A 15970-nucleotide genomic window follows, 5' to 3' on the forward strand; every position below is an offset into this window, starting at 1 on the left:
CCCCTTTTATGGGAACAAAAAAATGCTTGTAGAGCAAATTTGCCCTACAAGCATATCATATCATAGCCATTAACTCATCTGATGCAAGCGGCTATCTGCTTCATTATAGCCTAGCGCCATTACCAGATAATAGATTTGGTGGCCCAAACAATAAAGTCATTCGGTAGAACACCCACATATAACACAATTAGGGTCACTAAAATCACCATAATACCACCCACTTGAATACCCCAGTCGCCCAGCGCATCAAATTCGATAGTTTTGTTAGGACGCTTGAACAAGGTAAGCATAACGCGTAAGTAGTAGAACAAACCAATGGCACTACCTAAGATAATCATAGCCGCTAAGAACCACTGATCACCATCGACAGCAGAAACAATCGCGAAGAACTTAGTGATAAAGCCTGCAGTCAATGGAATACCGGCCATAGATAATAGCATAACGGTCATTACCCCAGTCAGTACCGGACGACGCCAGAATAGACCTTGATAATGATACAGCTCAGAGGCTTCCCCTGCATCCTTATAAGTACTCGACATTAGGGTAATTACGCCAAATAGACCCAGTGAAGTCAACGCATATATGGCCATATACATATTGGTGATCGAGTAAGCCCCTGGACCAATACTGACCGCAACAACCAACACATAACCCATATGCGCAATAGAGGAATAACCCAATAAGCGCTTAAGATTGGTCTGGCGTACCGCCAATAAGTTACCAATTAAAATAGACAACGTAGCGATAACCATCAGCAGCGTATTTACTGTTGGCAATGCTAAGATAGCGCCATCTAGTAAGAAGCGAATGGCCAAAGCCATCATAGCCACTTTGGTCACTGAAGCTAAGTAAGTGGCTACCGGTGCAGGTGCGCCTTGATACACATCTGAGGTCCAGATATGAAAAGGTGCGGCTGATAGTTTAAAGGCAATACCAAAGGTCATCATTGCCGCACCTAAAATCATCAAAGGTGACTCAAATACATAAGTTAATGAGTGAGCAATCTCTTTGAAGTTTAAAGTACCGGTTGAGGCATAAATAAAGGCCATACCCATAAGGAGCGTGGCTGAAGCCGTGGCAGATAAGACCAAATACTTCAAGCCCGACTCTAATGAACGGCTGCGCATGAAGGCATAAGCCAACATACCGTATAAAGGTACTGATAATAGCTCCAAACTCATGAAGAAAGAAGCTAAGTTATGCGCAGATACCATCAACAAGGCACCGATGGTCGATAGTAACAATAATAAGTACAGCTCTTCTTTATGATCTTTAAAGGTTCTAAAGTACGGATAAGCCAAGGTACAACAGGCCAGTGAGGCTAGGAAAATAAACACCATGTTGAACTGAGCAAAAGGATCAACCATAAACATACCGCTGATCACAACTTGCTCAGGTACCCCAAACCAGCCCATCATTTGGCCCACTAACACCAGCAGACCTGTATTTAGGCCAAGGACGGTTAATGTGCCTGTCAAAAAGTGTGAACGCTTTACCGCAATGGCGATCATTACCACCAATAAGGTGGTGGCAACGATACCCACAGGGGCAAAGGGCAATAAAACAGGCCAAGCATCTGCTACAAGATTATTCATTAACGTACCTCCCCTGTGGCAACTGCTGATTGGACTGAATCTATGACATCAAAATTCACAACTTCATGATAAGTGTAGGCATTATTAATCCACTGCATGGCATGGCTGGAGGTGTCCAAAACAGGTTGTGGGTATAAGCCCAACCACACTAGACCGATTGCCAGTACCAACAGCAAAGTCAGCTCGCGCTTGTTTAAATCATGTAGCTTAACTGATTTGTCAACAGGCACTTCTTCTTCATAACTGTGGTTAATCTTATGGCCTGCAGGCGTGGCTGTCGCATAAGTCGCCTTAGCAAGTTGCGCCTTAGCAGCAACAAACTGAGCGGTTTTTGCTACAGCGGTTTCAGGTACGGTTTTTTCACCAAATAAAGCACGGTAAATGATAAGTAGTGAATATAAACCTGCCCATACCAAACTAAATGTCGCTAAGACAACAAATACAGGATACTGCTCAAAGGCACCTAACAAAATTAGGATCTCACCGATGAAGTTGCCTGTACCTGGAATACCCAGCAGTGAGGCACAAAAGAACATCAGCAGCGGCGCGTAGTAGCGGAACTGTCCCCACATACCGCCCATTAAAGGCAGCTCGCGGGTATGTAAACGCTCGTATAACTGACCGGCCATGATAAATAGCGCAGCAGAAGACAAGCCATGCGCCAACATCTGTACCATCAAGCCTTGTAAGCTGATTAAGGTACCGGCATAAATAGCTAAAATAACAAAGCCCATGTGCGAGACACTGGTATAAGCCAATAGACGCTTAATATCAGTTTGCATAAAGGCAAGCCAAGCGCCATAGAAGATACCGATGGCCCCTAAGGTCATAGCGATAGGTGCAAATTGCTGTGAGGCTTCTGGGAATAATGGCAATACAAAGCGGATCAAACCATAAGCGGCTGTCTTAATTAAGATACCGGCTAAGTCAACAGAACCTGCTGTCGGTGCCTGAGCATGCGCATCGGGCAACCAGCCATGAAAGGGCATAACAGGCAGCTTAACTGCAAAACCGATAAAGAAGCACAGCATGATGGGATATTCCCAACCACCCAGCGGTGTCCCTAACAAGTCATTGTAGTTGAAGCTAAATACGCCGGAGCTGCGGTAGTTCATCAGTACCAATAATAAGATACCAATCAACATAATGAGACCAGAAGCTTGGGTGTAAATAAAGAACTTGGTGGCTGCGTATTCTTTGGTCTTACCATTGGTGGCATTGTGGCCCCAGATGGCAATTAGGAAATAGATAGGAACTAACATCATCTCCCAGAAGAAGAAGAACAAGAATAAGTCGATGGCCAAAAACACCCCGATTACCCCGCCTAAGCTCCATAACAGGTTCAGATGAAAAAAGCCCACGCGGCGTTGAATCTCACCCCATGAACAGCCCACGGCCATGATACCTAGGAAGGCAGTCAGTGAGACCATAAGCAGTGACATACCATCAAGCGCTAAGTGGAAGCTGATACCAAACGACTCAATCCAAGGCACACTAAACTCTGCAAACCAAGGCAATTGAGCAGTCGGTGCCAACACTTGCTGGCTCATACCGGCAAAGGCGCCTTCACGCCATAAAACCAAGCTTAAGCCAAAGGTGATGATCATGCCGATCAAAGCAATCCAGCGTGGCAGACGATTATTAATTTTCTCTACTAACCAGCACAGCGTACCCGCAATGAACGGGGTTGCAATCAATGCTGGCAACATCCAAGCTAATTGAAATTCTGTCATCTTAAATCACCGTCGTCATGACTAGTATCAATAACACTGCCATCCCCAGTCCAAAGCTTGCGGCATATCCTCGAAGTGACCCTGTCTGTGTCATGGCCATCACTTTATTACCTGCAGAAGCAATTGCTGGTAGGATGTTCCATGTTTTATCAACAGGATCCGCTTTAAGTAATTTACCGATGAATAAAAATGGTTTTACAAATATTAAGTCATATAAAGCATCGAAGCCTAAACCATGGTAGCACCAGTAATAAATAGCGCCGCCTAAGCTTGAAGCTTTGAATTTAGCGAGAAGCTTACCACCATTAACCACATAAAGTAGCACGGCAAGAATAAGGCCTGATGCCATCGCTGCCATGGCAATAAACTCTGCCGTGTGCTTGGCGTGCGCGTCACCATTCATCTCTAACACATGACCCACGCTTTCAGGCAATACGCCTTGTAGCGGCGGCGTAATTAACGCACCCACTGCGGTCGACAGTACCAGTAATACAATAAGTGGAATCTGATAAGACAGACCGGATAGCTTGTGCGCATGAGTCTTTTCTTCACCAAAGAAGGTGAACCAAATCATACGGAAAGTATAAAGTGAGGTTAATAGCGCACCAAATACTCCCATGTAGAACAAGACTTGGTTACCTGTGGCATAGCTTTCCCACAAAATGGCCTCTTTTGAATAAAAGCCCACCGTAACCCAAGGAATAGCTGCCAAAGCGCCGCCACCAATAATGAAGCACCAAAATACCAGTGGAATCTTCTTACGCAGACCGCCCATCTTAAAGATATTTTGCTCGTGGTGAACGGCAGTAATTACCGCACCGGCTGACAAGAACAATAAGGCTTTGAAAAAAGCGTGCGTCATCAGGTGAAAAATAGCCCCTTGCCAAGCACCTACGCCCAACGCTAAGAACATATAACCAATCTGACTCATGGTTGAGTAAGCCAAGATACGCTTGATATCAGTCTGTGCCAAAGCACAAAAACCTGCGACTACTAAGGTGATTGCGCCCACAGCGCCTACCCAATATAGCAGCACGCCTGGCGTTAAGATAAATAGCGGATGTAGACGGGCAATCAGATAAACCCCTGCTGTTACCATGGTCGCTGCGTGGATCAGTGCAGAAACTGGCGTCGGACCAGCCATCGCATCAGCAAGCCACGTATGTAGTGGAATCTGAGCTGATTTACCCATAGCACCGCCCACCAACATCATGGTTGCCAGTACTAAAGTTGAGTTGTTGGCGGCGAACATTTGCGGCGCTTGAGTAATAATGTCTTGAATGTTTAAAGTGCCAAACTCACGGAACAATAAAAACAGACCAAAGGCCAAGAACACGTCACCCACACGAGTTACCGTAAAGGCTTTCATTGCGGCACGGCCATTGGCTCTATTGTCAAAATAAAAGCCAATTAATAGGTAAGAACAAATACCCACGCCTTCCCAGCCTAGATACAATAGCAATAAGTTATCTGCTAAGACCAATAACAGCATGCTGGCAACGAATAGGTTCATGTAGCTAAAAAAGCGGGCGAAGCCTTGATCACCTTTCATGTACCAAGAGGCAAATAGATGAATCAAAAAGCCCACACCGGTAATGACGCCAGTCATGGTTAAGGCTAAGCCATCAAAGCTTAAGCCAAAGTTTGGCGCAAAATCACCCACCTGTAGCCAAGTCCATAGCGGAATATTAATGACTGTGCTTGGATCGTTTTGTGATAAATAGGTGTATGAGGCAATCAGTGCACATAAGGCAGATAGCCCCATGCTGCCTACGCCCAACCATTTGGCTGAGACTTCAGGCAAATGATCACGCATAAATGCCAAAATCAAAAAGCTGATCGCTGGAAAGATAAAGGTTAAAGGGAGTAAGCTCATAGTTTTAACCTCTCATCTCGTTGGCCGAATCAACATCTAAATGACCGCGGCGATGGTAGAACTGCAATAAGATTGCCAGACCCAATGACGCCTCAGCAGCCGCTAATGTTAAGATAAAGATAAACATAATTTGACCGTCTGCACTTAACCAATGACTGCCCGCGACTATAAACGCCAAACCTGCAGCGCTCATCATAATCTCTAAGCTCATCAGCATAAATAAGAAGTTACGGCGCACCATAACACCACATAGGCCAATAGCAAAAATAATGGCGGCCAGTATCAGGCCATGTTCCATAGGAATTGGGCCCAATATGGTGGGATCTGCTGTCGTAAATGTGGGCGTGTCTTGTACCGTTTCAACAGGCTTTAGGTGCATCGATTGCACAGATGCCTCTTGGTTTGCAGTGCCTACAGTAGCGCCATCAACAGCGGTTACTGATTCAGAGGTTGCAGTTGCCATTAACGATCCTCCTTATTGTGCAGCTTTGAGCTTACGCCCTGTTGCGCATGAGTCTGTTTAAAGCTTTCGCCATCAATCTGCTGATATTGATAAGCATCATTCGACTCAGCATACTCTCTTGAAATGCGGCTATTATGGCTCTCATTCTCATCATCCAAGGCTTTTTTGCCCAAATGATAAGCGGCAACCAAAGCAGCCAACAATAGCATTGCAGCGACTTCTACCAACAACAGATACTCGGTAAATAAGGCGATACCTACTTGCTTAGCAGAAATAGTTTGGGCGCCTATCATGGCTTGAGCCACAGTACCATCAGCATTGTGAACACCATTGCCTAGTGACAGGATATAGCCCAATACTACCGCAATAACGAAGCTTAATGCTGCCGGCACGGCCCACACATCTGAGGACAACCACAGGCTCTCGCGGGCATCATTTTTGACGCCCAGGTTCAACATCATAATGACGAATACGAACAATACTAAAATTGCGCCCGCATAAACAATAACTTGTAATGCGCCAGCGAAAGGCGCGCCAATGATAAAAAATATACCTGCCAAAGCAAGTAAAGAGACAATCATCGACAAAATGGCATGGACAGGATTTGCCAGCATAATCACACGAAGGCTGGCAATAATGGCCACCAAGCCTAAAGCATAAAATCCTACCAATGGGGTATTATCAAACCAGTGTAGCCAACTCATGGCAATAGACTCCTTAAATCGACAGGCTGGGCCTCATTTTGGGCAGCACCTTTTGGTTTGTCTTTAATCGCCATACCACTAACACGGTAGTAGTTATAATCAGGGTATTTACCTGGGCCTGAGATTAATAGGTGCTCTTTTTCGTACACTAAGTTTTGACGTACGTATTCACCAAGCTCAAAGTCTGGTGTCAACTGAATCGCTGTGGTGGGACAAGCCTCTTCACACATGCCGCAAAAAATACAGCGCGAGAAGTTAATACGGAAAAACTCAGGATACCAGCGACCATCTTCACGTTCTGCTTTTTGTAATGAGATACAGGCTACAGGACAAGCCACGGCACACAAGTTACAGGCCACACAGCGCTCATCACCGTCCGGATCGCGGGTCAACACAATACGGCCACGAAAGCGCGGCGGCACAGGAACAGGCTGTTCTGGATACAATATGGTATCGCGAGGTCTAAACGCATGACTGTTAACCATCCACATGGAGCGTACAATGGTAAACATGCCCACGACTGTATTTTTCAACGTTTTAAACATGTTAACTTCTCTTATTGCTTATCGGTGAGCGACCTTGCTAACTTTACAATCTAAAGCGGCTTGGATATCTCACGATAAATAGAAGATTTAAAAACCCAGTAATTTTTTTACCTGCAGTCAGCTTATGTTGTTGCCAGTTTGATGGACTACTTTTAGCCCACACTACGCGGCTGAAATTAAGATAAGTGCTGCGGTAATCATCAAGTTAATCAAAGTCACTGGCAAGCATACTTTCCAGCCAAAGTTCATAACTTGGTCATATCTTGGACGCATTAATGAGCCGCGCGCTAAGACGAACATAGTCATGAAAAATAAGGTTTTAATCATAAACCAAAAAGCAGGTGGCAAAATGGTAAAGCCTAAATTCAGCGGTGCATCCCAGCCCCCAAAAAACAAACAAGTCATCAAGGCAGAGATGAGTACCACGTTGACATATTCGCCAATAAAGAACATACCAAATTTCATGCCCGAATATTCGACATGATAGCCTTCGGCCAATTCTTGCTCAGCTTCTGGCTGATCAAAAGGATGACGGTGAGTGACTGCCACACCAGCCACCACGAAGGTTAAAAAGCCTAAAAACTGTGGAAAGATGTTCCAGTGCCAAAAGCCGCCTTGTTGGGCCACCACAATATCACGAAGATTAAACGAGCCGGTCATGGCGACCACACCCATTAAGGATAAGCCCAAAAACACTTCGTAGCTAATGGTTTGCGCCGCTGAACGTAGGCCACCCAATAAAGAGTATTTGTTTTGTGAGGCCCAGCCACCGAACATAACGGCATATACCGCCATACCCGCCATAGCAAAGAAAAACAAAATACCGATGTTCCAGTCAGCGACCCCAAGCATGGGCGAGACTGGAATAATGGCAAATGACGCCAAAGCCGTGAACATCGCCACAGCAGGCGCTAGAATAAACATGAACTTATCAGCAAACTTAGGCGTCCAATCTTCTTTAAAGAAGATTTTTAGCATATCCGCAACCAGCTGCAATGAGCCCCAAGGACCCACACGGTTTGGACCGTAGCGATCTTGCCACAAGGCCAACATACGGCGCTCATAGATAATCATCAATGCCGCTACAATCACGACCACTAAGAAGATGACTAAAGCCTGGCCCACTAAAAATAAAATATTCCAAGCGTCAACGGACAAGACTTGATTTAAAAAGCTGGGCACCTCAGGGATGATTCGAATAGATTCCATATTAGCCTCCCTGACCCTCTAGGTGTGGTTTAGTGGTAGTCACGATAGTTTTGTCTGATTTTGGGGGATCAATTTTCACAACCGATGCTGGCAGATGACCATGCAAGATAGGCACTTGACCGACCGGATAGCCAATGCAGCCTTCAGCTAAGTAAGGCACTACCAATACTGGCAACTCAACACGCTGACCGTCTACTGTGATGGCTAGCCAATCATTGGTTTTCACCTGCCAGTGCTCAGCATCCTCTACACCGATCTGGAACGCTGGCGCCTGCATCTGCTCTGCCACCACAGGGCTACGATGAGCCATAGGTGAGCTACCATATATATTGTGTACCGGTACCAGCTTGGCTTGACCTTGGAAAATACTGGTCTTAATAGGCTGAGCGGGCTCAGGACGCACGTACTCACGTTTGGCTAATTTGCGATCGGCATCTACTAAGTCAAATAAGCGCACACCAGGGTCACCTTGTTTTAGGCTACCGCCGATTTCATCTTGGTACTTATTCCAAGCTTGAGGTGAGTTCCAGCCAGGCGCTTGTGCAAAGGGAATCATAGAGCCTGGGGTCTGAGTACCGCTATAGCCTTCCATTGAAAAGGTCAAACCTGTGTCTAAGTCTTTTGGCTGCATCGGCTCATGCACTGAGACATTGGCACGCATCGCAGTACGGCCTGAGTAACGTCTTGGCTCACGTGCAATTTTTAGTCCTGAAATACGGAAATCTGCTGCAGGCGCCGCTTGTTTGATACCGGCTAAATTAGGATGCGTTTTAATCAGCTCATTGATGACATCATCGAGCTGAGTCCAATCTAATGGCAACTCATTTAGACTGGTTTCAACCGCATGCAACCAGCGCCAGCCCTCTTTAATACAGTTTTTGTTGCTATAGTAGCTTGGGTCATATACTTGGAAGAAACGCTGAGCACGGCCTTCAGCAGATACCAAGGTACCATCTGCTTCAGCGAAGCTTGCAGCAGGCAATACAATGTCCACAAATTTATGCCAATGCAAGTTTTGATTATCCAAGGTAATCACGGTTTTGTTGCTTAATAGCTGAGCCAATTTTTCGATATCTAAGGCATCGGTTAATTGGTTTTCGGCCACAATCACCGCATCGAAATCTGTCGCTAAAATTTGCTCAACCGGCTTACCGCCTAATAAACATACACCCACGCTGTTGGCATTGGGTACAGTAAGGTACAAACCAGCTTGCTGACGATAGTGATTATTGATCTGTTTTAATTCTAAAACAGGCGCATTGGGATCACGTTCTAGGTTGTCAGCTTGTTTAGATTGACCCGCTTGATCTGGCTTGGCATCTAACTCTTTGTCCTCAGCAGGCTGATTAAGTGCTTGCTGAGCCTGTACTTTGGCATTGTGTGCATCTACTTGCTCACGCTCATGAGCTTTAATATCGGCACGCTTATCAGTTAAGTTCTGTGCAATCTGTGCCGAAGCTTCAATGATGGCCACACTAAATTGACCAGTACCTGAGATAACCAAAGGCTGATTGGCAGTGACCAAGTCAAAAGCAATTTGCTTCGCCAAAGCTTGCATGGCATCGGCTTGCTCATCGCTCTCTTCACTTGGTGCACTTGCCAGTATTTGCTGCAAATCGTTACCGAACTGTTTAATGGCATCAGCTACCGCAAAGCCTAGGCTTGCAATGTCTTCTGGTGTCGCCACGCAGCTGACTTTACTGATGTCATCAAGCTTGGTCTGAACGGTATCTGCGATATACACAGGGCTTAGTGCTTTTTGACCAATACGTTGTACTGGCTCTGCCAGCCAAGACTCAGTTTTTAATGCCGCCGCCATTTTAAGCTGTTCATTCTTGGCTGCTTGACGTACTGCCAAAGCAACACGGGCACTGGTCTGAGTGATGTCTTCGCCTAGGATAAATACCGCATCATGGTCTTCGATTTCGGCCATGGTGGGGTTATAAATACCTTGGGTATTTAGCACTTCAATGCATTTTTCGACTAAGGCTTGCTGATGATTATTAAGACCGGTTGAGAAGTTATCAAAGCCCACTAGTTTTTTTAGGGCAAAGTTGGTCTCTAAGCTGGCTCTAGGTGAGCCAATACCGATGACCTTTTTGCCTTTTAGGCGTTTAACCGTTTCGTCTAAAGCATAGTCGATATTAATTTTGACATGCTTATCATTGATATACTCAATGGCTTGTACCGGACGATCTTCACGATTGACATAGCCATAACTAAAGCGGCCTAAGTCACACAAGAAATAGCGGTTTACTTCACCGTTATAACGGTTTTCGATACGGCGTAGCTCGCCATAACGCTCACCGGCTGAGATGTTACAGCCCGCTGAACAACCGTGACAGATGCTTGGAGCATACTGCATGTCCCATTTACGGTTGTAACGATCTGAGTGGGTCTTGTCTGTAAATACGCCCGTTGGGCATACTTCAGTTAGGTTACCTGAGAATTCGCTTTCGAACTGACCATCTTTATCACGGCCAAAATAAACTCGGTTATTTGAGGCATAAACACCCAAATCTTCACCGCCAGCATAATCTTTGTAATAACGCACACAGCGATAACACGCGATACAGCGGTTCATCTCATGGGCAATAAAAGGCCCTAACTCTTGGTTGTGGTGAGTACGCTTAGTAAAACGATAACGACGCTTATTGTGACCTGACATATAAGTCATGTCTTGCAGGTGACAATGTCCACCCTCTTCACACGTTGGACAATCGTGAGGGTGGTTGGTCATTAAGAATTCAACAATAGATTTTCGAAATGCTTTGGCCTCAGCATCATCGACAGAGATGTACATGTCATCGGTAGGTGCTACCATACACGACATGACCAATCGACCTTTACCTGCTGCTGCGTCTTCTGCGTTGTTAAACTGCTTTACCGCGCACTGACGACATGAGCCGACTGAACCAAGTGCAGGGTGATAGCAGAAATAAGGCACATCGATACCCAGTGACAAACACGCCTCTAATAGGTTGTCTGCGCCGTTTACCTCGACCTGCTTACCGTCAATATGTATGACCGCCATGCCTGTTTCTACTCCTCTACTTCACATCACTAGGGTTAGAAGTTAGGGTTTTATGCCCGGCTTCTGCGCCTGCTGTTGTATCCGAATTAACGTTACTACCGGTATCTGCGCTTGAATTAGACGATGCCGCAGGACTGCCGCTTCCCATAGATGACATTACTTTTTTGATTTCTGACTCCGCCCACTGTGACGTCTCAGCGTCTACCTCAATAGCAGGAACCACAATTTTGCTGTCAAACTCATGGCGGAAATACTTAAGCGCACTCATAAGCGGCTCCATAGCACCCGGTGCATGCGCACAAAAAGTTTTACCCAACCATAAGTCGCGGGTTAAGCCCTCAAGCTTTTCAACATCACCTTGCTGACCTTGGCCATCATCAATGGCCGTTAACAGCTTCACGCCCCAAGGCAAGCCGTCACGGCAAGGGGTACAAAAGCCGCAAGATTCACGCTGGAAGAAAATCTCCAAGTTTTTAAGCAAAGGCACCATATCTTGGCTTTCGTCCACTACCATAATCAGACCTGTACCCATACGGCTGCCCGCTTTTTGAATACTGTCAAAATCCATGGCCACATCTAAATGCTCTGTGGTCAAAAAGTCAGTTGATGCCCCGCCAGGTAGCCATGCTTTAAGACGTTTACCGTCTTTCATACCGCCTGCGAAGTCTTCAATGATCTCTCGAGCCGTATATCCAAAAGGCAGCTCCCAAAGACCAGGATCATTGACCAGACCTGAGCAACCAAATATTTTTGTACCTGGTGTGGTACTGTTGCCTTTTTCATTTGGTAAAGACTGGTACCACTCAACGCCATTAATCATAATGGCTGGCATGTTGCTTAGCGTTTCCACGTTGTTGACAACAGTGGGTCGGCCCCAAGCCCCTGATACCTGAGGGAATGGTGGCTTAGTACGGGGATTGGCACGACGACCCTCTAAACAGTTAATCAAAGCGGTCTCTTCACCGCAGATATAACGGCCAGCGCCGGTGTGCACGTGTAAGTTAAAACTAAACTCTGAGCCTAGAATATTATCGCCCATCAGATTATTGGCCAAACACTCATCGATGGCTGCCATTAGGCGCTCTGCTGCTAAAATGTACTCGCCACGGATAAAGATATAACCATCCGTTGCGCCAATAGCATGCGCGGTAATTAACATACCTTCAATCAGCTGAAAAGGCAGACGCTCCATAAGCAAGCGGTCTTTGAAAGTACCTGGCTCCATTTCATCAGCGTTACAAATTAAGTAACGAGGCCCGCCATCTGGTGGGGTCATAAAGGTCCATTTCAGACCGGCGTTAAACCCTGCACCACCACGGCCACGAACGTTAGCCGCTTTGATCATATCGCCCACTTCTTTTGGGGCCTTTTCTAAAGCAGTCTTTAAGCCCTCAAAGCCGCGCAGCGACTGATAAGTGGCCAAATCCAAAATCGCGTCATGGTGCGCCAAACGCCAAGTTAACGGCTTGGTCTCAATAGTCGCTGTGGCTTTATCGCCATAGATAGGTACACGTTGGCTATTTAATTGACTGGGGGCTTGACCTTGCTTGCGGCGAGCAAACTGCTCGGCAATGCTTAGTTTTTTGGGTTGATCAGATTGTGCCGTTAGCACGTCTTCGTTGTGACTCATGGATAATACTCCAACAATTCGGCAACCTCAGAAGGAGATACCGGACCAAAGGTGTCTTCGTCAATTAGTACCGAAGGCCCTTTGTCACAGTTACCTAAACAACAGATAGGTAATAAGGTAAAACGACCATCTGCTGTGGTCTGTCCAAACTCAATACCCAAGGTTGTCTTTAATTCAGCGGCAAGCTCTTCGTAGCCGGTCAAATAACAAGCAATAGAATCACACACCAAAATTACGTGGCGACCTACTGGGGAACGATAGATACGGTTAAAGAAAGTAGCAACCCCTTCGATATCAGTTACAGGAACATCCAATAGGTTTGCAATGGCATTAACTTGCGCATCATTTACCCAGCCGTTACGCTTTTGAACCAATTTTAACGCATCAAGAGACGCCGCACGCGCGTGAGGATAATGATGGATATACTCGTGTATCCCCTCAATCTCTTGAGCCGTCAAAATACTGGCAACATCTACGGTTGGGGCTTTGTCGGTCACAATCTTAATCATTGTATTATTTTCTCTTTAACTGCTAGCCAGGTCGATGTTTTGGCCGGCTGGCTTGATACCCTAGAAAATTGAAAACTATCCGCTATCTTTATCTGTCCGTATCGGCCATCACAATATCAATTGAGGCTAAATAGATAATCAAATCCGATACCAAGCTTCCGTTAATTACAGAAGGCATCTGCTGCAAATGTGCAAATGTTGGGGTACGAATACGGGTACGATAACTCATGGTCGAGCGATCTGAGGTAATGTAGTAGCTGTTAATACCTTTGGTCGCCTCTACCATCATAGATGCTTCGCCCGCTGGCATCACCGGTCCCCATGATACGGAGATAAAGTGATTAATCAAGGTCTCAATATCGTTCAATGTACGGTTTTTTGGTGGCGGTACAGCCAGTGGGTGATCGGCTTTATAAGGACCAGATGGCATGTTGTCCATACACTGTCTTATGATGCGTAGTGACTGACGAATCTCTTCAATCTTCACCATACAGCGGTCATAAGCGTCACCGTTATAACCTACTGGGATTTCAAAGTCATAGTTCTCATAACCCATGTAAGGACGCGCTTTACGTAGGTCAAACTCAACACCTGTGGCACGTAGACCTGCCCCAGTAACCCCCCATGCTAAAGCTTGTTTGGCATCGTATTGCGCCACGTTTTGGGTACGTCCTTTAAGTACCGAGTTCTCCATTGCGGCTTTGACGTACTCATCTAAACGTTGTGGCATCCAGTCTAAGAACTCACGTACCAAACGCTGCCAGCCACGTGGTAGATCCGCTGCAGTACCGCCGATACGGAACCAAGCTGGGTGCATGCGGTAGCCGGTAACCGCTTCAATCACATCATAGGCTTTTTGACGGTCAGTAAACATATAAAATACTGGCGTCATACCCCCAGCATCCTGAATAAAGGTACCGAAATACAATAAATTATTGGTAATACGGAAGAACTCACTCATCATGACGCGAATGGTCTGAGCACGTTCAGGGACTGTGATGCCCGCCAACTGCTCAACTGCCATGACATAAGGCAGCTCATTCATGACGCCGCCAAGATAGTCAATACGGTCGGTATAGGGGATATAAGAGTGCCAAGTTTGACGCTCAGCCATCTTCTCTGCACCGCGGTGGTGGTAGCCGATGTCTGGGATACAGTCGATGACTTCTTCACCGTCTAACTGTAGTACCAATCTGAATGCACCGTGCGCTGAGGGGTGGTTCGGGCCTAAGTTTAAGAACATAAAGTCCTCATCTCGGCCACTGCGCTTCATCCCCCACTCTTCAGGAACAAAGCGTAGGTTTTCTTGCTCAAACTGCTGCTTGGCATTGTTTAGGAAATACGGGGTAAATTCAGTAGCGCGCGCATGGTACTCTTTGCGAAGCGGATGACCCTCCCAGTATTTGGGTAATAAAATACGGGTTAAATGGGGATGGCCATCAAAGACGATACCGAACATGTCCCACACTTCACGCTCGTACCAGTTAGCATTTGGCCAAATCTTGGTCGCTGTTGGAACCTTTAGATCGTCTTCTGACAAGGCCACTTTTACGCGAATATCACTGTTACGCTCAAGCGACATCAAGTGATAAAAGACAGTAAAATCACTGGCAGGTAAGCCGTCACGGTGCTGACGCAAACGCTCATCCATTGCTGATAAGTCAAGCAACATTACATAAGGTTTGGGCAGGGTGCGTAGGTACATCAATACGTCAAGTAAATCCTGGCGCGATACCCAAATGGTAGGGATACCATCAAAGGTGAACTGCTCAGTGAATTTACCTGCAAACTTATGTCCAAGCTCACGCAGCACAGCATGCTGTGTCATATTAGGATTGGCGCTATTGTCAGTCGCTTTGCTATTATCCGTTACCATGGTTACCGCTTACCTCAGAGTCATTGCAATTGTTGCGAATACGCAAGGATGAATACTTTGTTTTGTCTGGGCTTATTGCCAAGCTGGCTAGGCGATTCAGCCCTTAAAATATCTGAGCTTATTAAATGCTGTCCGGACTACGCAGATTTTTTACGGCGATACGATCGGCCTGTTTGCGGTCACGCTCAGGCAGCATTTGTGGCTGATAGATGCCTTTATCATTAACATAAGCCCCTAATGGACGGCGCTCTTTGGTAATGGATTCTTGCAACAGCATCAAGCCTTGAATAAGCGCTTCGGGACGTGGCGGGCAACCGGGCACATAAACATCCACTGGAATGATTTTGTCCACCCCTTGTACCACCGAGTAGATGTCGTACATGCCGCCTGAGTTGGCACAAGAGCCCATAGAGATGACCCATTTTGGCTCAAGCATTTGTTCATAAAGACGCTGGATAACCGGGGCCATCTTCACAAAGCAAGTACCCGCCACAATCATCACATCCGCTTGACGGGGGGAAGCACGAATAACCTCTGCCCCGAAGCGTGACAAATCATGTACTGCTGTTAGCGTGGTGGCATACTCCACATAGCAGCAAGAGGTACCAAAGTTAAATGGCCAAAGTGAGTTTTTACGTCCCCAGTTAGCTGAGGCATGCACCATATCCTCAAGCTTACCCATAAATACATTACGATTTACCTCATCCTCAATGGGATTATTAACGGTTTGGCGTGTCTGCGCAGGATAAGTATCGGCGTCAGGATTTGCACGGGTTAGCGTATATTTCATGATATA

At 46.2% G+C, this 15970-nt stretch carries 12 protein-coding genes; all 12 read right to left on the bottom strand.

Annotated features, from left to right (window positions below; all coding sequences use genetic code 11):
• Nucleotides 1–119: 119 nt before the first annotated feature.
• On the bottom strand, nt 120–1595 hold the full coding sequence (locus tag DLE54_RS07840; protein WP_011960904.1) for an NADH-quinone oxidoreductase subunit N: 1476 nt from the start codon (nt 1593–1595) through the stop codon (nt 120–122).
• Nucleotides 1595–3328: an NADH-quinone oxidoreductase subunit M gene (gene nuoM, locus DLE54_RS07845; RefSeq protein ID WP_110816792.1), complete on the bottom strand. Its 1734-nt coding sequence runs from the start codon at nt 3326–3328 to the stop codon at nt 1595–1597. The genes DLE54_RS07840 and nuoM overlap by 1 nt, the downstream gene beginning before the upstream one ends.
• A 1-nt stretch (nt 3329) precedes the next feature.
• A complete protein-coding gene (nuoL, locus tag DLE54_RS07850; RefSeq protein ID WP_110816793.1) occupies nt 3330–5204 on the bottom strand; it encodes an NADH-quinone oxidoreductase subunit L in 1875 nt (624 codons plus the stop codon).
• A gap of 4 nt (nt 5205–5208) precedes the next feature.
• Nucleotides 5209–5517 (bottom strand): NADH-quinone oxidoreductase subunit NuoK, encoded by a 309-nt coding sequence (gene nuoK / locus DLE54_RS07855; RefSeq protein WP_041773740.1) that lies wholly within the window; start codon nt 5515–5517, stop codon nt 5209–5211.
• A gap of 149 nt (nt 5518–5666) precedes the next feature.
• Complete coding sequence (gene nuoJ / locus DLE54_RS07860; protein ID WP_011960908.1) at nt 5667–6371, bottom strand: NADH-quinone oxidoreductase subunit J; 705 nt, start codon at nt 6369–6371, stop codon at nt 5667–5669.
• A complete protein-coding gene (nuoI, locus tag DLE54_RS07865; protein ID WP_011960909.1) occupies nt 6368–6916 on the bottom strand; it encodes an NADH-quinone oxidoreductase subunit NuoI in 549 nt (182 codons plus the stop codon). Before nuoI ends, nuoJ begins: the two co-directional genes overlap by 4 nt.
• 162 nt (nt 6917–7078) lie before the next feature.
• Nucleotides 7079–8125 carry an NADH-quinone oxidoreductase subunit NuoH gene (gene nuoH / locus DLE54_RS07870; RefSeq protein ID WP_011960910.1) on the bottom strand — a complete coding sequence of 349 codons (1047 nt, stop codon included), beginning with the start codon at nt 8123–8125 and terminating at the stop codon, nt 7079–7081.
• 1 nt (nt 8126) lies between these two features.
• Nucleotides 8127–11159, bottom strand: coding sequence for an NADH-quinone oxidoreductase subunit NuoG (nuoG, locus tag DLE54_RS07875; protein WP_110816794.1), 3033 nt, complete (start codon nt 11157–11159; stop codon nt 8127–8129).
• A 16-nt stretch (nt 11160–11175) separates the two neighbouring features.
• Nucleotides 11176–12789, bottom strand: coding sequence for an NADH-quinone oxidoreductase subunit NuoF (gene nuoF / locus DLE54_RS07880; protein ID WP_011960912.1), 1614 nt, complete (start codon nt 12787–12789; stop codon nt 11176–11178).
• Complete coding sequence (gene nuoE, locus DLE54_RS07885) at nt 12786–13295, bottom strand: NADH-quinone oxidoreductase subunit NuoE (RefSeq protein ID WP_041773743.1); 510 nt, start codon at nt 13293–13295, stop codon at nt 12786–12788. Before nuoE ends, nuoF begins: the two co-directional genes overlap by 4 nt.
• Before the next feature lie 91 nt (nt 13296–13386).
• Nucleotides 13387–15174, bottom strand: coding sequence for an NADH-quinone oxidoreductase subunit C/D (gene nuoC / locus DLE54_RS07890; protein ID WP_011960914.1), 1788 nt, complete (start codon nt 15172–15174; stop codon nt 13387–13389).
• A gap of 121 nt (nt 15175–15295) precedes the next feature.
• Nucleotides 15296–15964 (bottom strand): NuoB/complex I 20 kDa subunit family protein, encoded by a 669-nt coding sequence (locus DLE54_RS07895; protein WP_011960915.1) that lies wholly within the window; start codon nt 15962–15964, stop codon nt 15296–15298.
• Nucleotides 15965–15970 lie beyond the last annotated feature (6 nt).

The organism is Psychrobacter sp. YP14 (assembly GCF_003209315.1).
GTDB lineage: Bacteria > Pseudomonadota > Gammaproteobacteria > Pseudomonadales > Moraxellaceae > Psychrobacter > Psychrobacter raelei.

Excerpts from the sequence above, each read along its gene's own strand:
- DLE54_RS07840 (WP_011960904.1), bottom strand. The coding sequence starts at position 1,595 with ATGAATAATCTTGTAGCAGATGCTTGGCCTGTTTTATTGCCCTTTGCC.
- nuoM (WP_110816792.1), bottom strand. The coding sequence starts at position 3,328 with ATGACAGAATTTCAATTAGCTTGGATGTTGCCAGCATTGATTGCAACC.
- nuoL (WP_110816793.1), bottom strand. The coding sequence starts at position 5,204 with ATGAGCTTACTCCCTTTAACCTTTATCTTTCCAGCGATCAGCTTTTTG.
- nuoJ (WP_011960908.1), bottom strand. The coding sequence starts at position 6,371 with ATGAGTTGGCTACACTGGTTTGATAATACCCCATTGGTAGGATTTTAT.
- nuoI (WP_011960909.1), bottom strand. The coding sequence starts at position 6,916 with ATGTTTAAAACGTTGAAAAATACAGTCGTGGGCATGTTTACCATTGTA.
- nuoH (WP_011960910.1), bottom strand. The coding sequence starts at position 8,125 with ATGGAATCTATTCGAATCATCCCTGAGGTGCCCAGCTTTTTAAATCAA.
- nuoG (WP_110816794.1), bottom strand. The coding sequence starts at position 11,159 with ATGGCGGTCATACATATTGACGGTAAGCAGGTCGAGGTAAACGGCGCA.
- nuoF (WP_011960912.1), bottom strand. The coding sequence starts at position 12,789 with ATGAGTCACAACGAAGACGTGCTAACGGCACAATCTGATCAACCCAAA.
- nuoC (WP_011960914.1), bottom strand. The coding sequence starts at position 15,174 with ATGGTAACGGATAATAGCAAAGCGACTGACAATAGCGCCAATCCTAAT.
- DLE54_RS07895 (WP_011960915.1), bottom strand. The coding sequence starts at position 15,964 with ATGAAATATACGCTAACCCGTGCAAATCCTGACGCCGATACTTATCCT.